The following is a 22,474-nucleotide window of genomic DNA, read 5'->3' as shown; positions in this document are numbered from 1 at the left end:
GATTTATATTATTTCGCTTTAATATTAATCTCGACTTTCGGCTGCATCGGGTCATTCGTAATCATCAGTAAGCGCAGATGACGGCGTTTTTTGCCGATATTCCGTTTCGCCACCGTTACACGGAGACGGGTACTTTCTCCCGGTTGCAGCACACTTTTCTTCAGGCTGGCACCCACAGCCGGGTGGAATACCTGAAGTTTGCTGATTTGCAAAGGAGAACGGCCTGTATTCGTTATAATAATGTCCTGACGCGCCTTCGACTTCTTTGCCAATACCGTACTCATATCGATATCCTTAATGGAAAGATTGATGGCAGGGGCATTCGCCTTTTCCGTTTCGGTCATGCCCGAGAAGTCCGGCAGAAGAATGGCGGACACAGGAATTTCATTTTCATCCCCCACCTTGTCACCCGCAAAACGTGCCAGATAGACAGAGGCTTGCGTCAGTCCGAAGTCCGTCAAGCGTTCGGAGTCCAACGTAACGGTGATGACACCCTTTTCTCCTTTTTGCAAGACATTGGGTTTCACTTCCGTTTGCAGATAAGGCGGCAGATGCATCAGCACAGGTTCGTACGGACGGTCTGACAGATTCACGACTCCTATGTGCATAACAGGCTTTTCACCGGCCTGCACATCGGGGAAGTCAAGACTGTTCTTATCAATGCGTATCTGCCCGATGAGATACGGATGGGTTTTAGTAAAATCCTTGATTTCACGTACTACCTCACCGTTGAACTTCAAGTAGACCAAATGAGGTTGCGCATTACTGTAAATGGCTACGGATTTGTTGAAGTGCCCCAGAGCCTCTGCGTCAAAAGTCACATTGACCACTCCCTTTGCACCCGGAGCGATAGGAGTTTTTGTCCACCGTGCTACGGAACAGGCACAATCGGGCTCCACACCGGTAAGCACCAAAGGCTGGTTACCGGAGTTCGTAATGGAATATTGCACCGTTACCGGACGCTTCCATTCAATCTGCCCGAAATCATACATTTCCGTATTAGAGGTGAAATGCGGTTGCGCTACGGCCGTTAATGCCGTAGCTGCAAGCGCATATAGAGTGATAAAACTACGTCTCATTTATATTGCTTCTAAATTAGTCGTACAAATGTAAAGTTTTTAAGCGAGATACGCAGATTTTCTTTCCGCTTTTTATAACCTGTAAACATTCGATAGCAAGTAAATCCATCTACCCTATTTGATTACAACAGTTCCACCCGCAGAGTGTGAAGCATATTCCGGCGCATAAGCACACTGCACGGTAGCCAGTCCGGTTTCGTACGTACCGCCGCGAGCCACCCGATAGCTATGTTCCAGTACATAAACGCCTTTACCCAGGTGGTCGAAGAAGAAATTGGCTCCGGCATCTTCCACCTCTGCGTAATATCCGAAACCGTTGCTCCAACGATAGCCCGAAAGCGAGTTTACCGGTTCGAAGCAGGCGCCACGTTGGTCTTTCAACTGAATAAAGTCCATGGCACGGTCCAAGCGGAGAGTAAGCCGGGACACGACCTTATCACCTACGGAAAGCTGTGCGGCATCCGCCAACGGTTGCAGAGATTTCTGTCCGTCGGCCGAGATACGCTCTACAAAGAGTTTCTTATCGATATCCAGCTCACCGCCTTGTTGCTTCACATCGGATATGGGCGACAAGTATTGCGCATAAACGGCTCCCCACGCGATACCCGCATCCCTCTTCTCTACGGTAACGGATGTCGCCTTCAGTTCAGGACTGCCTTGCGTGAAGACTTCCTTGATGTATCCCAATCCCGGTACAACGGTCTTTGCCGGAGAAAGCGTTTCCATCACTTTATTACCTAAAGTGATGCGGACATCTCCTTCGCTTTCCAGCAAATCGCTACCCTGGCAAAGCAATGCATAAACCGCATCAGCGGTAGCCACCGGAGAATTCCAAGCCGTCGTCTGTTTCTGTTTCAACAACCAAAGCTTCATTTCTTCTATCAAAACATCATTGCCGCCCGCCTTACGCAAGGCCGTCATGACGGCCACATGGGCAGGAACCGGCATCATCCCCCAAGTATAAGGATTGGCATGGAAAGCAAAATGCGCTCCCATTTCATCCGTTTGTACAAGATGCTCTTTTATGGAAGCTATAAACTCATTCGCTTCCGTCCTGCGTCCCACCGTCTGCAGGATAACGGCTGTCTGCGCTTTACGAATCATTGTACCGTTCTCAAGATTACCTCCCAGCTTGGTAAGGAAGTAATCGAACGCTTTTGCATATTCGCCGGACAGTTTTTCCGAACCGAGAGCCACCAGATACAAATATTCCATAGCGGCATCCGACAAAACGGTAATCTTAATCCCATTCTTCTCAGCCTTACGGATATCCCGGTATTCTTTCAGAGCTTCCTTATTCAGATAATCAAAAGCCTTATCCTTCATCACCGCCACTTCTTCCGGCAGTGCCTTATCCGTAAGTAAAGAAAGGCGGACAAGTAACCCGGTGATATAACTTGTGACATAACGGTTGCCGGACATACCGCCAAACCAACTCCATGCGCCTTCCTCCCCCTGTAACTCTTTCAATTTGAGCAAAGACGACATATTACGGTAATTTAATTGGTTAACATCGAACAGGGTAGCGATGCGTTGTTGCCGTTCCGCCTCAGTAGTAGCCTCCAACAACCAGGGAGACTCATCCAGCAGAATGTTTTTCACATCCTGGTTTTTCTCCAATTGGCTGAGGAAAGTTTCTTTTGTCCCACCCGTCAGACGCCAGTTGTCGAACACCGCTTTAATGCGCGGCTGGCTATTGGCAATATAGCCAGCCAAACTGTTGGCATAGAAAGCGGTTGCCCAGGAAATGGCATTATCGGTTGCGGGCCGGCTCAGTACAGGCAGGGCTTGTACGGCATACCATGCCGGATTACCTGTAAATTCCACCGTCAGGCGACGGTCGGTTGCCGTACGGCTGTTACCGTTGAACAAGCTGTCCAGCGAGAAAGTACGCGTTTCTTCACCACGGACAGGCATGGCAAGCGTCTCCGTAATATACTCTTTATTGCTTAAAACAGGCAACAGATGTTGTTCCCCGTCACTGAACGTGCCGCCGTCCGCCACCATACGTACACCAAGCAGGTCATAACGTTCCGTTACATCAAACCGGAAATCAACCGATACCGTCTTTCCGGCCTCCACCGAGAACTTCTGACGCCGGGTGGAGATAATCTTCTCCGTCATCGGGTCGAAAAGGGTGAATACGGCTGTGCCTTTTACCTCCTTCCCTGTCAGGTTGGCAATACCGGCAGCTATCCGTGTCTTATCACCCACCCGTACAAAGCGCGGCATATTCGGAGTAAGCATAAACTCTTTGGCGGTGACAGCCGTAGCGTCAAGCATACCCGTCATCATATCCCGGGTATGGGAATACCCCCGGAAATTCCAACGTGTCAAACTCTGCGGCATAGTGAAGGAGAAAGCGATCTCACCCTGTTCATTCGTACGCAGTTGGGGATAGAAGAAAGCCGTTTCTGCAAAATTAGTACGCAAATCAGCCACCGGCTGTAACGTCTGTCCGTCAAGAGGAATAGTTTCCGATTCAAAAACAACATCCGTCACCGCTTCTTCTACCTGTGCCGGAACATATTTCACTTCAACCGCCTGTCCGGCTTCTTCTGTCGCAGAGAGGGCGGCATTACTGCTCTGCGGACTATATCCGCGTATCTTCAGCCCGCCCGTCGCAGCCTTGCTGCGTGCGCCTCCGTATCCGACGACCGTCACCCCGTTGATAGCCGCGTTATCTTCGACAATTTGCAAAACCTCCGCCACTCCGTTATAGGGCGAAGTGAAATAGTCAAAATGCCAAACGGGAACTCGCCACGACTTCGTGGGGAAATAAGGAGCGTAACTCTTTCCGTTATTATTATTGATATCCCAATAGTAATAAGGAATATACCGGTTGTAATAAACGCTTAACGACTGGCTGCGGCTATAAATCCGGTCTAATGAAGCGTCGTACATCATTGCCAGCATCTCGGCTGCGGCAGGAAACCCTTGCGGAGTTTTGATAACCAGCTTCCACTCTTCCTCCTGTCCCGGACGCAAACGGTCGCGGAAAACCTCCCACTTCATATCCAACGTCCGCTCAGGCAGGCGTTTCCGCAATTCCACCCTACGTGTATATAGCTGTCCGTTCTTTACAAAGGTAAACTGTACGGCAACCCCGTCTCCATACTCTTCGCGATAAGGATACTCCATACGGAGAATCGAATCGCTCAATGACAGGGTACGGCTCTCCAGCCTTCCCTTTTGTCCGAAAACATCTGCCAAGACATAGGCATCCTGCATGGAAGTGCCGAAGTAGAAAAGTGCCGGATGGGTTGCATCGAACTCAGTATTCTTTTCATAGAGGAAGGTTTCCATAAACATAGCCGGACGCGCATCTGCCAATGAGAACAACACAATATTCACCATATTATCTGCATTGCTGACTTCCTTGCCGTCACGGTCACGAACCGACATGACAAAGCGATACTCTCCCGACGGCAGTTGTTTCCAAGCGGCGAAATCCTTCGTCTCACCCGATATAAATGTACTTTCATAAACCGGCCTGTCTGAGACTTTTCCTGTTTTAGAGTCGAGAACCGGATACAGACGGCACATACCTTCCATGGACAACGTCTCATTCACGGCATTCATCACTGCCAGCTTTCCCGATATGGAATCTTCCTTGCATAATTCCCTGTTAATATCAGACATAAAGAAATAGGCTCGGCGGGCTGCGCTCAGGTTATACTGCGAAGTCTGCGTTTCACCCACATCACCCGTTACCGACACTTCTATCTGATAGGAAAAACGTTCCCCGCCTATTCTGTCCGTATCGGCACCCGGCTTCAGAACGACAGGTATGGAGAATTTGCCTTTCGCATCCAGTTGCACCGTATCCGAGGCAAGCGGTGCGGCAGTTTGTCCCCAATATCTCCAATTGTTACGACGGGTAACGGTATATACCAACGGCACATCCTGAATGGCCATACCGTTATATGCCTTGACATTGCCCGTCACATCTACCGTGTCTCCCAAACAGAAGGCCTCCTTCAACGGATTAAAAGTAATCTCAAAGGTAGGCCGTTTGTAATCCTCCACCCGTACGGAAACGGAAGTCTTATTTTTTACTCCAACCGTAAAGTTGCCATTCAAGCAAACCGTCGGCAGCACCAATTCCGTTGTAAAGGAACCGAATTCGTTGGTATTGACATTCTTCTGTACCAACTCTTTTCTATTTACATCCAGCAAGCATATCTGATAGCTCTTTCCGGCCAAGACATGCGCCTTATCCGCTTCCTGTTCATAAGCGATACCCTTGACATAAACGGTCTGACCGGGACGATACAAAGAGCGGTCTGTCAGCAGGGTGATATGTTCTTCCGGACGCGACTCACCGCGCTCGTAATATCTGTTCAAATAAATATGCTGGGGCATCATGGCCGTATCCGTCCCTTTACGTGCCACATAGCTGCGGATGGCTTTATTCCATTCCACAACAGCCTTACCACCGACATCAGTAGTAACCGTCTGCACCAGTTCACGGTCTTTCTCATTGTACGTGGAATAGAAGCTGACCGTTGCATCGGAAATGGGTTGTCCGCTACGGCTATCCACCGTAACCACTTCCATTTTGTTATCCGGCAGAGACAGCGTCAATACCTTGAAACGGGTTGAGACAAGAAAGGAATCCGCCGTACGGGCAGTCGCTACATCCGGTACAATCTGTAATATATAAACGCCCAGTTCATCCGGCACATAAAACTTCAAATCCGTACGTTGCAGGTTGCCCGATGCCTCTCCCCGCCTCTCGTCTTTCCCGGCCTGAGCATCCAATTCAAAATGAGTTGCGGACAATTTACGGGCATGCTTCTGATAGAACGCCCTGCTTATTCCGGTATCCATCCAAGGTACTTCGGACAGATTCGTACGGTACAGGTTCAGCGTAAATCCTTTCAGATTACGATAAGCTACGTTCAGTTCCAATGAATCACCGGGATAAATACTACCCTGGGTATTAATATCCAGATAGGGCTGCAGAATATTTTCCCGTATGTTTCGCAGTTCATTGATACGCTTATAAGCAGGGTAGCGTTTCACTCCTTCATCACAGGTCTGCAAAGCCTCATCAATATAAGTTCCTCCCAAACCACGAAGTCGGTCGGCTTTACAGATATAGGCTTCCGCACAGATTTCATGCGTGCCGTATTCCCGGATCAGACTATCCAGAACTTCAAGATACTCTTTGTTGAGTTGCTCTTGCCTCTCGCGATAAGTAGCGTAGGGCTCACGGCTTATACCACCGCCTGTTACTTTCCATTTCCAATAATCAAGCGTTGCCAGCACCACCGCATCTTCCGCCCCGGCACGATGCCGGTAAGCATTTATCATACCTGTATAAATACCCTCAATCCGGGAGAGCTGCAATGAGTCCACCCGAAAGCCGTCCAACAGCCGGTAGGTATCGATGGCACGGGCTGCCAGCAGATGATACATATCGTGACCGTAAAAACGGCTTCCGTCTTCCAGCACGACAAAAGGCACGTATTCTTTGGAAGAAGCCCCAAGCAAGCGGATGGAATCCCGCAATGAAGCCAGATTATGTTCATCTACCTTAGCGACAAAAAGGTTATTGCTCCACTCACGAATGTCTGTCGGGGCTTCGTCTGCGTCCAAAGCCATGCGTTCCGACAACAGCCGCCGGTTACCCCGCATATAATCCGCATATTCGCGGGCAAGCAATGAATGCAGAATAGCTTTGCTTACCGGATTTCGCTCCGATTTCGTCCAACTTTCCAGATTCTTCAAATTGGTATACAGGCTATCCGGAGTCAGTCTTTCCTGATAGGCCTCCCCACAGATATATGCCTTGAGCATCTGCGGAGCGTTCTTCTCCAGCTCGGCTTTCCGGTAGATTTTACCCGTCAGCTTCACTACCGTTTGCGGCAAACTCTTCTTTTGAGCTTGCTCTACCTGTTTCCACAGTTTTTCATAAGACTGAGCATGCAAAGCGGAAAAGCACAACCCGATCATCAGCAGAAACAACGTACAAAATCTTTGGATTTTCTTCATAGCTATTCTATTGTTATTAGTTTTTGTTTTTTACGCGAATCAGGAATCAAATAATAAAAACTTATCCGTACGGCTATCTGCATTCATATTCCGGTACGGCAGTTTGTACGGTTTATCTTCATTCCCTTATCGGGCCTGTCAGCCTCTTACCTATGACGAGCTATTATTAAAAGGCTTCTAATTGCATATTAAAAGGCTTTTAATATGCAATTAGAAGCCTTTTAATGGTACTTCAACCGTAATGTCATGCCGGCGCCCATCTATACAAACGATTCATATCTCCGCCACATGAATGCACACTGTAAAAATAACAAATTAATAGCCACATTGTGCCGGCTTTTTAGAAAAAATAAAAAAACAAAGCATATACTGACATAAATACCTGCGGTAATAAAAAAAGCGGGGGATACGTTCTCAGAACATATCCCCCGGTCTCTTATCAATCACTACACTCATCTCGGGTAGTTATAATACTTCATCGCTTCAATCCAATTCTCGCCAACTTTGGCAAGAATACCTTTGAAAGAGTTTACAATCTTTTTTCCCATAATCTTAAAAATTAAACTAATACCCTGAAAACATTTTCTCTCTATTTCTTGATGGTGTATCCCATCATCAACATCTCATTACGACCTACCTCTGCGAGAATACGTCTGAATGAATTCATAATCTTCTTTTTCATAACCTTAAAAAATTAAACTAACATCTTGAAAACTGAAAACTAATTTCTCTCTTAAAAGGGGATGAATGCTTAAAGCATTACATAACCCCAGATGTTCTTATCGGCTTCGCCGAAACGTCTAAATAATTTTCTTAACTTTTTCATTTTGTTATCCTCCTAAAATCAATCTTGTTATTCTTAAAAATAACCTGTTATCCTATCGTTTCTATGTTTTATAACACAAAAATAAGGCCTTTGTTCAAGATAGCAAGTGAAAACACATAGAAAAACATGTTTTATAACACATTTCTTGACCTAAATCAATTCCCTGCAACATTACGGCGGCAAGCAGGGACAGAATGTCAGTAAAGCAAAGCAATTCTGACAGACCGAGGTAAAAATGGCGGCAATAAAAAAGCAGAGCGCATCGGCACCCTGCTTTCACATTATTATATATAAAAAGAATTACTTTTCCGGAGTCTGCTCCAAAGTAGCAACCAGGAAGTCATAGAACTTCGTCACAGACGGAATATATGCACGTTCATCGGGCGAATGCGGTGAACGCAGCGTAGGTCCGAAAGAAATCATGTCGAGTCCCGGGCAATTGGCACCGATAATACCACACTCCAAACCGGCATGAATGACCTTCACAGCCGGTTCCACACCGAATTGCCGCTTATAGGACAACGTCATGGCATGCAGAATCGGGGAATCCACATTAGGCTGCCAGCCGGAGTAACCGCCGCTCAACTCTACCTTCATACCTGCCATAGAGAAACATGCTGTCAGGCTATCCGCTAAGAAATCTTTCATTGTATCGCAAGAACTGCGAGCCAATATGCGAACATCAGCCTTACCGCCTCCAATCGTTACAATGGCCAGATTGGAAGAAGTCTCCACCGTGTCGGGAACAGTGGGAATCATACGCATAACCCCGTTCTGACAGGCCATCAATACACTGATCATATTATCCTGGATTTCTTCGGGAACAATGGCGGCAGGCAACTCTACGTTCTCCAGTTTTAACGTAATACCTTCTTCGATCGGAGTATATTCTTCATTAATCTGTGCCTCATATTCCTTGATATAGTCTTCTAATCCTTCGATGTCTTCGGGATTAAAGACCAATACGGCGTGCGCCTCACGTGGAATCGCATTACGCATATTACCGCCTTCAAAGCTTGACAACTGACAATCGAACTCAATCAGCAAGTCGTGTACGATACGGGCAAGCAACTTATTGGCATTACCGCGTCCCTGATTGATTTCCAATCCGGAATGTCCGCCACGCAAACCTTTCAAGGTTATCTTACGGGCTACGGAATCAGCCGCAGGGGCTTCTTCCTTATATTCCAATGTAGCTGTAATATCGATGCCGCCTGCGCAACCGATATAAAGTTCCCCTTCGTCCTCGGAGTCAAGATTCAGCAGAATCTCACCATTCAGCGTACCCGGTTTCAAACCGAACGCGCCGTACATACCCGTTTCCTCGTCCTTGGTAATCAACGCTTCCAACGGACCATGCTTCAGGTCGTTCGCCTCAAGCACAGCCATAATAGCGGCTACGCCCAAACCGTCGTCTGCCCCCAGCGTGGTACCTTTAGCCTTTACCCAGTCACCGTCAATGTAAGTTTCAATGGGGTCTTTGGTAAAATCATGAACTGTATCGTTGTTCTTCTGCGGAACCATATCCATGTGTGCCTGCAGAATGACACCTTTGCGGTTTTCCATACCCGGAGTGGCAGGTTTGCGGATAATAACATTGCCGACCTCGTCAACAAACGATTCCAAGCCCAAACCCTTACCGAAATTTATCAGGAACTCAGTTATTTTCTCCATATGTCCGGAAGGACGGGGTATCTGAGTCAGCGAATAGAAATGCTTCCACACATTTTGTGGAGCCAACTGTAAGATTGTACTCATAATTATAAATGTTGTTTTCGCAAATATAAGAGTAATTTTTCAATATCGCTCTAATCGGAATTGCAAAAATCGGTAAAGTCACGTTCAAATTGCATGAAGCCGCCGGGATAAACGGCGTCTATCAGTTGGGAATAACGAACGCCTGTCATCTTTTTGTTCAATAAGGCTATAAAGTTCTCCATAAACTCTTTTTCAGCCACTTCAAGTCCGAACGTAACAAGCGCGTGGGAAAGAACGTAGGCATAAGATTCATCCGTAAGCAGTTTCTTACGAAAATCACCGTTGGTATTGTCGATAAACGATTTCAAATCCACTTCACCTAACATGTACATGGTACGTATCCGTCCCCGCTCGTAATCTCCAAGCGTGTGCTTAAGCCCTTTCTTACCCAACTCGCAATTTTCAAAATATTTGGATAGGCCTTCGTTAAGCCATCCCGGCAGTCTTTTCATGGTCTGACGGCTTAAATGATGCGTCAATTCATGAATAATTATCTTTGAGCTCCGTTCCCGCCATTTTTCACGTCCTAAGATAATCGCCTCTTTCTTACCGGGGATATACAGTCCGCCGGCATGCAGAGATGGCAAGGCTACTTTTATGCTGTCCAAATAATACCAAGCATCCTGCTTTTTCTCAAAGACGGTCAACTTCAAGTTAGTAGTATCTTTCAAGCCAAACCGTGCATAGAGTTCTATTTCGGATGTCAAAAAACGTTCTATCCAAATCCTATCTTTTTCCGAAAGGGGATCCCCCTCATATCTTATCTGTAAATTTTGCGCGACAGCCCCGCAATATGAGGCGAACACCAAATAAAGGAATAGTGAAAGTCTCATTTCATTTTTTACTTTTTAAATACTTCTTTTGTTCACGCTTGCTCATATCCAGCATAATGAGTTCATCATCGACAAGCGCATTATACATCTTCCTCTCCACAGGCTTTACATCGCCTTCCGCAGTACGGAATACCGGCGTAAAGTGTGAATAGACATATCCGGCGGCTTCCAATCCGCTGAATTTATTTTTATCAAGGAAGAAAAAGGAGATAGAAACTCCCGTAGGGCCGGCTATCCCGACCGGTTGTCCCGTACGCACCTCCTCACCGGGAGAAACAAAATTCTCATTCATAGCCAGATAGGCTGCAAAAGTATAGTCGGCATGGCATATCAGCAACTGGCGAGGCAACATCGTACGACACACGATTCCGCTACGGGTGGCATAGACAGTATCACCCGGCAACATGCGAAATTGCAAGGTTCTGACAGATTCGCGCCTGTCCGTTTTCCAAGCGGTTTGCATGCCATTCTTTACAGGAAACGCATAAGGCGTATTTATATTGAAGTCCTTTGGAAAACTTCCACGAAAAAACGTGTAAGTAGTGGCTCTGTTAAATAGGTTATTGTACTGTGCATCTTTCATTCTCTTAAAAACGGTGTTCTTGCCGGGTCTCAAATTATAGGAGTCATCATTAACCCTATAAAGATAATAGTTACAATAATCTTCGTTGTAATAATTCAGTTCCTGATTCCCGTCATTATCATACTCCCATTCCGACCGGACTATATTGACAGGGCGTTCCAATATTCGTTGAAAAGACTGTGCATCAGCACAAACCGATAATGCCGACAATGCAGCGGCTACTATCAAAGAGTTGATTGTGTTTTTCATAAACAGTTTACTTTCTATGCGCAAAAGTAATTATTTATTCCTAACAGCAAATAATAAGAACATAAAAATCTTTCTTATCCGCCATTTCTGTTACTTCTTGAGCCGTATGCATGCAAAAGATGCTTGGCAAGCCATCTGCGTACCGGTTCATCATACAATTTCAGGCATAAGTAAGCCAACACGACAGAACCCGCCACAAGCGCTACCGCACCCGGCAGAGACTGCGTAAATGTAAGGTGCTCATTCTTAACCCAAGCATAATACAGATAGATAAAAGGATAGTGCACCATGTACAACGGATATGATATATCTCCCAGAAACTTACAAACCCGGGTCGTGACTTTATCCGTAGTCTTTCCCGAAGCTCCAAGACAGACTAACAAAGGAAACGCGACGGCAAAGCATATAGTATCATACAAACCATTCATCCATAGATGCTCACTGCCGCCAATTCTGGGAACCGCCGATAAAATGACAATAGAGAAACTCCCTATCCAGAACGCCCCTCGTACCTTGACAGGCTTGAAGATGCGTGACAACAACAAACCTGCCGGAAACGAGAACAACAATCGCAAAGAGCCGCCGATTATATTTTCTTCCGTCAAAGCAAAGCCCACACATATATCGCCAAGCGGTCCGCAAAGAGCAAATACAGCCAGTCCGCAACCCGCCGACAATACTAATATGGAAAGGACTTTTGTAGAAAGCTTATGCAGAAAGAACGCATATAGAATATTACCCATATATTCAAAAAACAGAGACCAGCTGGGTCCGTTCAGAGGGTACATCTCGCCTACTCCCCGAATTTCCATACCGGGAGTCGCCGGAATTAGAAAAGCATTCATTAGCGTAGCGAGTATCAACGCCATTGCAGATACCTGTGAAACATCCCAAACAGAACAGCCTTGAAAATAAAACATCACAGCTCCGATGACCGCTCCGAGAACTACCATAGGATGCAAACGAATAAACCGACGTTTAAGGAAATCAGTAATACGCATTGTTTTCCACCGGTCATCATAGGCATAACCAACGACGAATCCGGATAAAATAAAGAAAAAATCGACAGCCAAATACCCGTGGTTAATCTTCTGGTCCAGATGACTGGTGGCATAAGCCTCAAACAAGTGGAAACATACAACTGTCAGCGCCGCCACCCCACGCAGTCCGTCGAGGATATTATAATGCGGTTTCGTATCTGCAAACGCAGATGATAAAGTATTAGACATCTGTGCTATTTATGTGTTTATACTTTTGCAAAAGTATAAAATTAATTGATTCATTTTGCACGGTTCACCAACGAAACGTGCAGTCCGCCATAAATACCGAGCAGTACAACCAGCAAGGTTTGAATACCATGTACTATCAGTGCAAAAGCGCCGGCATCCGTAGCGTTCACGCCGTAAAGCATCATCATGGTGATAACGGCAAAATGCCAAGGGCCCGCCCCATTGGGCGTAGGAACGATTACTGCAAATGTTCCGCCTACAAACATCACCATTGCGGCCTGAAAACTAAGATGTTCCGTAAAAGAGAAGCAATAGAAAGTCAGATAGAAATGATAGAAGTAACATCCCCATATAAGTAACGTATAGAGAATAAACAAGGGTATATTCCTCACATTACGAAGCGACATCACCCCCTCGCACACATTCAGCACGACTCCCTTCACTTTCTCAAAGAAAGAAAGCATCCGCATCAGATAATACATAAGCACCAGCACGCCGATAACACAGAACAGGGACACATAAAACCAGGGCGATGTCAGCAGATGCATCAGTGAAGGGATTTTTGTACCCGTTTCCTGAAAGAAGCGGAGAAACACGGGCATCTGAACCAGAAAAGTAAGTCCCGTAATCAAAAGGATACACAAGGTATCCACCAAACGCTCGGTTACCACAGTCCCCAAAGATTTGGAAAACGATACATCATCATACTTAGCCAGAATACCGCAACGCGACACTTCACCCACACGGGGCAATATCAAATTGGTAGCATAGGAAATGAATATGGCATCCACACAATCGCTCCTCTTGGGGTAAGCCCCCAACGGTTCCAGCGTCTGTCGCCAGCGCCACCCTCGAAACACATGGCTCATCACGCCGAAGAACAGTGAGAACAGCATCCATCCCCAATTCGTACCATGCAAAAGCAATTCTTTGGCACGTTCAAAATCAAAATCACGATACACCCAATACAGGATAAAACCGCCCAAAAGAACGGGCAACACGATTTTCAATGTTTTTTTTATTATCTTATTCATCGTTTTACCTTAAAATTCATCCGGCACGCGTCGTAATTTGTGATTTGTAACTCGTAATTCGCCGAAAAGGATTACCTTTGAACCGCAAAAGTAACGATTTAGTTGATACATGAGATTAGTTAAACCTAAAAAGTTTCTCGGCCAGCACTTTCTGAAAGACCTGAAAGTGGCGCAGGACATCGCCGACACCGTAGACGCCTGTCCCAAACTCCCGATACTGGAAGTGGGACCGGGTATGGGGGTACTGACACAATTTCTTTTACCCAAAGAGCGCACAGTGAAAGTTGTGGAAGTGGATTACGAATCGGTAGCCTATCTGCGGGAAGCTTACCCGCAATTGGAGGATAATATCATAGAGGACGATTTCCTGAAAATGAATCTGCAACGCCTGTTCGACGGACAGCCATTCGTACTGACGGGTAATTATCCCTATAACATATCCAGCCAGATTTTCTTTAAAATGCTGGACAACAAGGACCTGATACCATGCTGCACGGGCATGATACAGAAAGAGGTCGCCGAGCGCATCGCCGCCGGTCCGGGCAGCAAGACGTACGGTATTCTGAGCGTACTGATACAAGCCTGGTATCGCGTGGAGTACCTCTTCACCGTAAGCGAGCACGTGTTCAACCCTCCCCCTAAAGTGAAAAGCGCCGTTATCCGTATGACTCGCAATGACACGCGACAATTGGGATGCGACGAAAAGTTATTCAAGCAGGTGGTAAAAACCACATTCAACCAACGCCGGAAAACCTTGCGCAATTCCATAAAACCGATACTCGGCAAAGAATGTCCGCTGACCGAAGACCTCCTCTTCAATAAGCGTCCCGAACAACTGTCCGTACAAGAGTTTATAGAGTTGACCAACCGGGTGGGAACAGCCTTGAAAGAAATGAAAGAAGAAACAGACAAATGAGCATTTAACGGCTTTCAGCCTTAGGCGATATACAATGAGTTATGGAAATAAACGAAGAATACATAGATAGAGTCAAAAGCTTTATAGAGCAGAAAGACGCGGAAAACGTCAAGGCGCTTCTTATCGACCTGCATCCGGCAGACATTGCCGAACTGTGTAATGACCTCGCGCCCGAAGAGGCGCGCTTCGTTTATCGTCTTCTCGACAACGAAACAGCCGCCGACGTATTGGTAGAAATGGACGAAGATGTCCGAAAGGAATTCCTGGAACTTCTGCCTTCGGAAACCATTGCCAAACGGTTTGTGGACTATATGGATACGGATGATGCCGTAGACCTGATGCGCGACCTCGACGAGGAAAAAAAGGAAGAAGTCCTCTCGCATATTGAAGATATAGAGCAGGCCGGAGACATCGTAGACCTGTTGAAATACGATGAAGACACCGCCGGCGGTTTGATGGGTACGGAAATGGTAACCGTCAACGAGAACTGGAGTATGCCGGAATGTCTGAAAGAAATGCGTCTGCAAGCCGAACAGCTGGACGAAATCTACTACGTATACGTCATTGATGATGACGAACGCCTGCAAGGCGTATTCCCGTTGAAGAAGATGATTACCTCTCCCTCCGTTTCCAAAGTGAAACATGTGATGAGGAAAGACCCCATTTCCGTCCATGTAGACACTCCCACGGACGAAGTGGTACAGATCATCGAGAAATACGACTTGGTGGCAGTGCCCGTCGTCGACAGTATAGGCCGCCTGGTAGGGCAAATCACCGTGGACGACGTCATGGACGAGGTTCGCGAACAATCGGAGCGCGACTACCAATTGGCATCCGGTTTGTCACAGGACGTGGAAACGGACGACAATGTCATGCGCCAGACTTCCGCACGCCTGCCGTGGCTGCTTATCGGTATGTTGGGCGGTATCGGCAACTCCATGATATTAGGCAATTTCGACGCGACTTTCGCCGCACACCCCGAAATGGCGCTGTACATTCCGTTAATCGGTGGCACGGGCGGAAACGTGGGAACCCAGTCTTCCGCAATCATCGTGCAGGGCCTTGCCAACAGTTCTCTGGACGCAAAAGATACATTCAAGCAAATTGCCAAGGAATCCGTGGTAGCGGTAATCAACGCGACTATCATATCCTTATTGGTATACATATATAATTTTGTACGGTTCGGCGGTACGGCCACAGTTACCTACTCCGTATCTATCAGTCTGTTTGCCGTTGTCATGTTCGCTTCCATATTCGGAACGTTAGTACCCATGACACTCGAAAAGCTGAAAGTAGACCCGGCCATCGCCACAGGTCCGTTTATATCCATCACCAACGATATTATCGGCATGATGATGTATATGGGCATCACCGTACTATTGGCCTGAAACGGCTAAATTGAAAAAAATTAAGGGAAAAAGTATGAAGTAATCATTTTATTTCATTAATTTGTAACCTAATGTAACCCGAACGGGGTATCCCGTTTCTAAAAAGTAAATACAAATGACGGACACTCATGACACTAATCTCCCCGACAAACCGGTGGAATTAGAAGAAGACAAAAAAACAGCAGAGGTTTCTGAGCCGGCAACAACAGAAACTCCCGCTGAGGCAACCTTGACCGACAAGCCGGCCGAATCAGTTCAAAAGCTCACTAAAGAAGAAATCCTGAACAAACTCAAAGAGATTGCAACAGACGTGGAGAATGCTGCCAAATCGGAGATAGACGGTTTGAAACAGGCTTTCTACAAACTACATAACTCAGAGCAGGAAGCCGCAAAGAAGCAATTCGTTGAGAATGGGGGAGCTATTGAAGAGTTTGTTCCACAAGCCGACGCTTTGGAAGAGGAATTCAAAAATACCATGTCCGTCATCAAGGAAAAAAGAAGCGCGCTCAATGCAGAACAGGAGAAACTGAAAGAACTCAACCTGCAAATCAAGCTTTCTATCATCGAGGAACTGAAAGAGTTGGTGGAATCTCCGGAAGACGCCAATAAGAACTATACGGAATTCAAAAAGTTGCAGCAGCAATGGAACGAAGTTAAAATCGTGCCGCAGGCCAAGATTAACGAACTGTGGAAGAACTACCAGCTGTATGTCGAGAAGTTCTACGACCTTTTGAAACTGAATAACGAATTCCGTGAATATGACTTCAAGAAGAATCTTGAAATAAAGAATCATCTTTGCGAAGCCGCCGAGAAACTGGCAGACGAACCGGATGTGGTTTCCGCTTTCCATCAATTGCAGAAATTGCATCAGGAATTCCGCGACACAGGACCGGTAGCCAAAGAACTGCGCGACGAAATATGGGCACGCTTCAAAGCAGCCTCTACTACCGTGAACCGTCGTCACCAGCAACATTTCGAAGCTTTGAAAGAGACTGAGCAACACAATCTCGACCAAAAGACCGTAATTTGCGAAATCATCGAGGCCATTGATTACAGCGAGCTTACCAACTTCTCTTCCTGGGAAAACAAAACTCAGGAAATCATCGCTTTGCAAAACAAATGGAAAACCATCGGTTTTGCTCCGCAAAAGATGAACGTGAAGATATTTGAGCGTTTCCGCAAAGCCTGTGATGAATTCTTCCAGAAGAAAGGCGAGTTCTTCAAATCCCTGAAAGAAGGCATGAACGAGAACCTTGAAAAGAAGCGCGCCTTATGTGAAAAAGCGGAAGCCCTGAAAGACAGTACCGACTGGAAAGCGACAGCGGACGAACTGACCAAACTCCAGAAAGAGTGGAAAACAGTAGGGCCTGTTGCCAAGAAATATTCGGACGCCATTTGGAAGCGGTTCATCTCCGCCTGCGACTACTTCTTTGAACAAAAGAACAAAGCGACTTCTTCACAACGTTCCGTTGAACAGGAAAATCTGGAAAAGAAGAAAGCCATTATCGAAAAGCTGACCGCCATCGATGAAACGACGGATGTGGAAGAAGCCACCCAACAGGTTCGCGAACTCATGAAAGAGTGGAACGGCATAGGACATGTGCCATTTAAAGAAAAAGACAAGATTTACAAACAATATCACAGCCAGATAGACAAGCTGTTTGAACGCTTCAACATCAGCGCTTCCAACAAGAAACTGAGTAACTTCAAATCGTCTATCAGCAATATTCAGGAAGGTAGCCCGCAAGCCCTCTACCGTGAACGGGACAAACTGGTACGTGCCTGCGAAAACATGAAAAACGAATTGCAGACTTACGAAAACAATTTGGGTTTCCTGACGGCTTCTTCCAAGAAAGGCAACAGCCTTCTGACCGAACTTAACCGTAAGGTTGAGAAACTAAAAGGCGATATAGAGCTGGTTAAACAGAAAATTAAGGTGATTGACAATTCAATCAACGAAGCGGAATAATTTTTTGAATCTAATTATACGAGGTTATGCCAAAAGAATGAAGGCTTTTGGCATAACCTCTTTTTTATCCAAATCTAATCTCACTGCTGAAATATGAAAAGAATTCTAACCTTAGGTATCGTGCTGCTGACGGCAAACAGTCTGCTACCGGCACAAGAAATCACATTCTCGGAAACCAAATTCGATTGGGGAACCGTTCAGGAACAAGACGGAACCGTCAGCCATGATTTCCGGTTCATAAACACCGGCGACAAACCTCTCACTATCAAAAATATCATTACCGGTTGCGGATGCACCTCGTCCGAATGGTCTGAAAAAGCCTATCAACCCGGTGAGAAAGGAACCATACGGCTGGTATATCATCCGCAAGGCAGAACGGAAAACAGCATCAACCTCGTTGCCGAAATATATACCAACCGAGCTGCCAAAGGAGTGGTTACCTTGGAAATGGCAGGAGAGATAAAACGTCAGGCACCCTCCTATCCCGCCTACTATAATCCTGCCAATGGAAAGCGAAGCCAAAGCCAAGCCGGCATCCCGCAGGACGAATATGAGCAAATTCTCGACCGGATACGCGAAGAACTATATGCCAAATCCACCCCGCAGCAAACAGACCAAGCAACAGAGAGATTATTACGCTCCATGCTCCCGGAAGGCAAATGGAACGACCTCGATTATACCTGTTTTTTCCGTACCAACTGGGAACCGGCAGACCACTTGAAGCGGTTGGTTACAATAGCCGCTTCATATACCGACAAACAATCCCGCTATTACGGTAACGAGGTATTATACAATGCAATCAGGGCTGCCCTGCAATACTGGATAGCACAAGATCCTACCTGTTTCAACTGGTGGTATAACCAAATTTCCGTACCGCAAACGCAAGCTTCGCTCCTCGCCCTGATGGATGCAGGACAACAGAAGCTCCCGCCCGAAATCAGTGCGCCTATCTTAAAAGCAATGGGCGAACGTAGCGACCCGCGTAAGTGGACCGGCGCCAATAAAATGGACATTGCCATTCATCATTTAATAAGAGGTTGCCTGTTGAAAAATGACAGCATTGTACGTGTCAACGCCGATGAAATATTCTATCCCGTACAAATTGTCGCGAACGAAGGCATACAAGAAGACTTGTCCTATCACCAGCACGGGCCTCAACTCTACATCGGCGGATACGGAACGGTGTTTGTTGATAACATAGTGCGCATGGGCAATATCCTCAACGGTACAAAATATGCCATGAATCCGGAGAAACTCAGCCTGTTTTCCAATTTTATCCGCAACACCTACTTCAACGTATTCCGCAGCAGATATCTGGACTTCAGTGTAACAGGCAGAGGTGTCAGCCGCAAAGGAACATTGGATTACGGAGATTGCGCAGTCCTGTTTAAAAACTTACAGACGCTCGATGCCGCACATGCCGACGACTATGCGAGCATTGCCCGCCGTTTCCTCACCCGGGAAGCATCTTATCAGCGTTCGGACAGAAATACAATGTATTATTGTTCAGACTACATGTTACACAACCGACAGAATTACGACTTTTCCGTACGCGCCTCCTCAACACGCACCAACAAGACCGAAAGCGGTAACGGCGAAAATATATACGGAACCTATATGAGTGACGGTGCTACCAACATTCGTGTCAACGGCAATGAATATGTTGACATCTTCCCCGTTTGGGAGTGGGACAGAATACCGGGAACCACTCTGCCCGCAGGAGAAAAACGCAATCCTGTTGACTGGGGAACCAAGGGAACCTGTACATTCACAGGCGGAGTATCCGACGGGAAATACGGTGTAATGACCTTCAGGCTGAATGACTATGGCGTAAAAGCCCAAAAGTCATGGTTTATGTTCGACAACGAAGTGGTCTGCTTAGGTAGCGGCATCGGCTCGGATGTCCCGGCAGACATCGTTACCACCCTCAATCAATGCCATTTAGACGGAGACACATGGATAAATACAGGAAAGACACTCCGGCAAGCAGCCCAAGGAGAATTTTCTTTTGAGCAAGCTCCGCAATGGATCTGGCATGACAGCATCGCCTACCTGTTCCTTCAGGAGAATAATGTAAAACTAAGGATGAACAGGCAAAAAGGCAACTGGGCAAAAATCAATTTCAATTATCCTGCTACGGAAATCAGCATACCTGTGTTCAACCTGAGCATTAATCACGGCAAGTCACCCCGGAATGCATCTTACGCATATATCGTTGTACCGGGAATCAACCATCCGGAAAAGATGAAAGCATACTCCCACCGGCATCTGAAAATTGAACGGAACGATATGGAGATGCAAGCCGTTAGTAATCGGAAATCGGGAATCCTGCAAATTGTATTCTTCAAGCCCGACACCTTCGACAATGGAGAAATAAAGGTGAAAGCCCTGAAACCCTGTGTTGTACAAATAAAGAGAAGTAAAGGAAAAGTGACGGATATACAAATTGCCGACCCGCAAAATCAGGAAAAGCTAAAGCCCGGGATAGATGTAATAATCTTATAGAGGGGGGGGGGGTCAAAATACACTTGATAATTTCTTTCAGGCACGGATTACACAGACTTCACTGAAAAGGATAAAGGAAATCCATATTTTCCATAAAATCCGTGTAATCCGTGCCTGAAAAGAAACAAATAGTAAGTGAATTTTATTTGGGCACATCCACCTCTTAATGGTGGAACAGACGGATACCCGTAAACGCCATTGCTATACCATACTTATCGCAAGTCTCGATAACATGATCATCGCGTACCGAACCGCCGGCCTGCGCTATAAACTCCACGCCACTCTTGTGCGCGCGCTCAATATTATCACCAAAGGGGAAGAAAGCGTCAGAGCCCAGTGCAACCCCTCTTAAAGTATCCAGCCAGGCACGTTTCTCCTCACGGGTCAGCACCTCCGGCTTCTCCGTAAAGAATTGCTGCCAAACGCCGTCAGCCAATACATCATCATAATCGTCACTGATGTAAACGTCAATCGTATTGTCACGGTCGGCACGGCGTATCTTCTCCACCCAAGGCAGATTCAGCACTTTCGGATGTTGGCGCAAGTACCATATATCAGCTTTATTTCCTGCCAAACGGGTACAATGAATACGGCTTTGCTGACCGGCGCCGATACCGATTGCCTGGCCGTCTTTCACATAACATACGGAATTAGACTGGGTATACTTCAGGGTAATAAGCGCTATCATCAAATCACGCTTGGCGGCTTCGGAGAAATTCTTATTCCGGGTAGGAATATCAGCAAACAACTCCTCGCCATTCAGCTTAATCTCATTGCGCCCTTGTTCAAAAGTAACTCCGAACACGTCTTTATGTTCAATCGGAGCCGGTTTATAAGCCGGATCAATCTTGATTACATTATAAGTACCTTTACGCTTGTTTCTCAATATTTCGAGCGCCTCATCGGTATAGCCCGGAGCAATCACCCCGTCTGAAACCTCACGATTGATGAAACGGGCGGTAGCCTCGTCACATACATCACTCAGGGCGATAAAATCGCCATAAGAAGACATACGGTCGGCACCACGGGCACGCACATAGGCATTGGCAAGCGGTGAAAGCGGCAGGTTATCAACAAAGTAAATCTTTTTCAGCGTTTCGTCCAGCTCCAGCCCGATAGCGGCTCCTGCCGGGCTCACATGTTTGAATGAAGTGGCGGCCGGCATTCCGGTGGCTTCTTTCAATTCCTTCACCAATTGCCAACCGTTCAAGGCATCCATAAAGTTGATATACCCCGGACGTCCGTTCAGGACTTCGATAGGCAACTCCCCCTCCTGCATAAAAATGCGGGCCGGCTTTTGATTAGGGTTACAGCCGTATTTCAGCGATAATTCTTTTGCCATAATTAGTATTGTTTGAGTTGTTGCAAATTTACTCTTTTTTGCCTAATAAAAAAACCCACTAAATTATGATTTTAGTGGGTTCCTTAGCTTTAAATATATGTCTTATGGTTGGGCTACCTGGATTCGAACCAGGAATGACAGGACCAGAATCTGTAGTGTTACCATTACACCATAGCCCAATTGAGCATCGCATTTCTGTTTTGCGGTGCAAAGATACAAAGTTTTCCATAAACCAAAACATTTTCCGTTATTTTTTTCATTAAAATCTGATAAGATACCATGACACAAAGAATTATATACCTAAAAAAAAACAAAAAATGAAAGACTTTTTCTCTTTTGCGTGTTTGATATGATAAATCAACGTATATTTGTCACCTGTTTAATATTAATAATGTGTAATGAACGAAGCTAAAAAACTAATTCAACAAATAACAGAAGGTATTCAAGATAAAAAAGGAAAAAAAATCGTCATAGCAGACCTTACCCAAATAGACGATACTATATGTAATTATTTCGTCATCTGTCAAGGAAACTCTCCAAGCCAAGTAAGCGCCATTGTAGACTCTGTAAAAGACTTCACCCGTAAAGGAGCGAACAGCAAGCCTTTTGCGGTAGACGGCTTACGTAACGCCGAATGGGTAGCCATGGACTATTCCGATGTATTGGTTCACGTCTTTCTGCCGGAAGCGCGTGACTTCTACAATCTGGAACACCTATGGGCAGATGCCAAACTAACTCAAATCCCCGACCTCGATTAATTTAG

The 22,474-nt window shown here is 46.2% G+C and carries 13 protein-coding genes and 1 tRNA gene; 5 read left to right on the top strand and 9 right to left on the bottom strand.

Features of this window, described 5'->3' with window-relative positions; all coding sequences use genetic code 11:
• Nucleotides 1–8 precede the first annotated feature (8 nt).
• The 7 genes from BUB52_RS00820 to BUB52_RS00790 form a co-directional block, all read right to left on the bottom strand.
• The gene (locus BUB52_RS00820; RefSeq protein ID WP_009122994.1) at nt 9–1,079 is read right to left on the bottom strand and encodes a DUF1573 domain-containing protein; all 1,071 of its coding nucleotides are present in this window, start codon (nt 1,077–1,079) and stop codon (nt 9–11) included.
• A 114-nt stretch (nt 1,080–1,193) separates the two neighbouring features.
• Entirely contained in the window at nt 1,194–7,079 is a 5,886-nt protein-coding gene (locus BUB52_RS00815) for an alpha-2-macroglobulin family protein (protein WP_009122993.1), read from the bottom strand.
• Between the two features lie 1,126 nt (nt 7,080–8,205).
• On the bottom strand, nt 8,206–9,663 hold the full coding sequence (locus BUB52_RS00810; protein WP_009122992.1) for an aminoacyl-histidine dipeptidase: 1,458 nt from the start codon (nt 9,661–9,663) through the stop codon (nt 8,206–8,208).
• A 50-nt stretch (nt 9,664–9,713) separates the two neighbouring features.
• Nucleotides 9,714–10,496: a hypothetical protein gene (locus BUB52_RS00805; RefSeq protein WP_009122991.1), complete on the bottom strand. Its 783-nt coding sequence runs from the start codon at nt 10,494–10,496 to the stop codon at nt 9,714–9,716.
• A gap of 1 nt (nt 10,497) precedes the next feature.
• Nucleotides 10,498–11,328 carry a M23 family metallopeptidase gene (locus BUB52_RS00800; RefSeq protein ID WP_009122990.1) on the bottom strand — a complete coding sequence of 277 codons (831 nt, stop codon included), beginning with the start codon at nt 11,326–11,328 and terminating at the stop codon, nt 10,498–10,500.
• Between the two features lie 74 nt (nt 11,329–11,402).
• A complete protein-coding gene (locus BUB52_RS00795) occupies nt 11,403–12,557 on the bottom strand; it encodes an acyltransferase family protein (protein ID WP_009122989.1) in 1,155 nt (384 codons plus the stop codon).
• Between the two features lie 50 nt (nt 12,558–12,607).
• Entirely contained in the window at nt 12,608–13,591 is a 984-nt protein-coding gene (locus BUB52_RS00790) for a lysylphosphatidylglycerol synthase transmembrane domain-containing protein (protein WP_009122988.1), read from the bottom strand.
• A 109-nt stretch (nt 13,592–13,700) separates the two neighbouring features.
• Here BUB52_RS00790 and rsmA point away from each other — a divergent pair, with 109 nt between their 5' ends.
• The 4 genes from rsmA (at nt 13,701) to BUB52_RS00770 (ending at nt 20,369) form a co-directional block, all read left to right on the top strand.
• Complete coding sequence (rsmA, locus tag BUB52_RS00785) at nt 13,701–14,507, top strand: 16S rRNA (adenine(1518)-N(6)/adenine(1519)-N(6))-dimethyltransferase RsmA (protein ID WP_009122987.1); 807 nt, start codon at nt 13,701–13,703, stop codon at nt 14,505–14,507.
• Nucleotides 14,508–14,548: 41 nt separating this feature from the next.
• Complete coding sequence (mgtE, locus tag BUB52_RS00780) at nt 14,549–15,895, top strand: magnesium transporter (RefSeq protein WP_009122986.1); 1,347 nt, start codon at nt 14,549–14,551, stop codon at nt 15,893–15,895.
• 115 nt (nt 15,896–16,010) lie between these two features.
• Nucleotides 16,011–17,864 carry a DUF349 domain-containing protein gene (locus tag BUB52_RS00775; protein WP_009122985.1) on the top strand — a complete coding sequence of 618 codons (1,854 nt, stop codon included), beginning with the start codon at nt 16,011–16,013 and terminating at the stop codon, nt 17,862–17,864.
• A 93-nt stretch (nt 17,865–17,957) separates the two neighbouring features.
• Complete coding sequence (locus BUB52_RS00770; protein WP_009122984.1) at nt 17,958–20,369, top strand: polysaccharide lyase family 8 super-sandwich domain-containing protein; 2,412 nt, start codon at nt 17,958–17,960, stop codon at nt 20,367–20,369.
• Nucleotides 20,370–20,532: 163 nt separating this feature from the next.
• Here BUB52_RS00770 and BUB52_RS00765 read toward each other — a convergent pair whose 3' ends face one another.
• The gene (locus tag BUB52_RS00765) at nt 20,533–21,714 is read right to left on the bottom strand and encodes a phosphoribosylaminoimidazolecarboxamide formyltransferase (protein WP_302050570.1); all 1,182 of its coding nucleotides are present in this window, start codon (nt 21,712–21,714) and stop codon (nt 20,533–20,535) included.
• A gap of 102 nt (nt 21,715–21,816) precedes the next feature.
• A tRNA-Gln gene (locus BUB52_RS00760) sits at nt 21,817–21,890 on the bottom strand.
• A gap of 219 nt (nt 21,891–22,109) precedes the next feature.
• Between BUB52_RS00760 and rsfS the strand changes: the two genes are divergently transcribed.
• Nucleotides 22,110–22,469: a ribosome silencing factor gene (rsfS, locus tag BUB52_RS00755; RefSeq protein ID WP_009122981.1), complete on the top strand. Its 360-nt coding sequence runs from the start codon at nt 22,110–22,112 to the stop codon at nt 22,467–22,469.
• Nucleotides 22,470–22,474 lie beyond the last annotated feature (5 nt).

The organism is Bacteroides clarus YIT 12056 (assembly GCF_900129655.1).
GTDB classification, from domain to species: domain Bacteria; phylum Bacteroidota; class Bacteroidia; order Bacteroidales; family Bacteroidaceae; genus Bacteroides; species Bacteroides clarus.
The sequence above is the reverse complement of the archived record's forward strand: the minus strand, read 5'-3'. Positions and strand labels throughout refer to the sequence as shown.

Coding starts and splice junctions, on each gene's coding strand:
- BUB52_RS00820 (WP_009122994.1), bottom strand. CDS start 1,079: ATGAGACGTAGTTTTATCACTCTATATGCGCTTGCAGCTACGGCATTA.
- BUB52_RS00815 (WP_009122993.1), bottom strand. CDS start 7,079: ATGAAGAAAATCCAAAGATTTTGTACGTTGTTTCTGCTGATGATCGGG.
- BUB52_RS00810 (WP_009122992.1), bottom strand. CDS start 9,663: ATGAGTACAATCTTACAGTTGGCTCCACAAAATGTGTGGAAGCATTTC.
- BUB52_RS00805 (WP_009122991.1), bottom strand. CDS start 10,496: ATGAGACTTTCACTATTCCTTTATTTGGTGTTCGCCTCATATTGCGGG.
- BUB52_RS00800 (WP_009122990.1), bottom strand. CDS start 11,328: ATGAAAAACACAATCAACTCTTTGATAGTAGCCGCTGCATTGTCGGCA.
- BUB52_RS00795 (WP_009122989.1), bottom strand. CDS start 12,557: ATGTCTAATACTTTATCATCTGCGTTTGCAGATACGAAACCGCATTAT.
- BUB52_RS00790 (WP_009122988.1), bottom strand. CDS start 13,591: ATGAATAAGATAATAAAAAAAACATTGAAAATCGTGTTGCCCGTTCTT.
- rsmA (WP_009122987.1), top strand. CDS start 13,701: ATGAGATTAGTTAAACCTAAAAAGTTTCTCGGCCAGCACTTTCTGAAA.
- mgtE (WP_009122986.1), top strand. CDS start 14,549: ATGGAAATAAACGAAGAATACATAGATAGAGTCAAAAGCTTTATAGAG.
- BUB52_RS00775 (WP_009122985.1), top strand. CDS start 16,011: ATGACGGACACTCATGACACTAATCTCCCCGACAAACCGGTGGAATTA.
- BUB52_RS00770 (WP_009122984.1), top strand. CDS start 17,958: ATGAAAAGAATTCTAACCTTAGGTATCGTGCTGCTGACGGCAAACAGT.
- rsfS (WP_009122981.1), top strand. CDS start 22,110: ATGAACGAAGCTAAAAAACTAATTCAACAAATAACAGAAGGTATTCAA.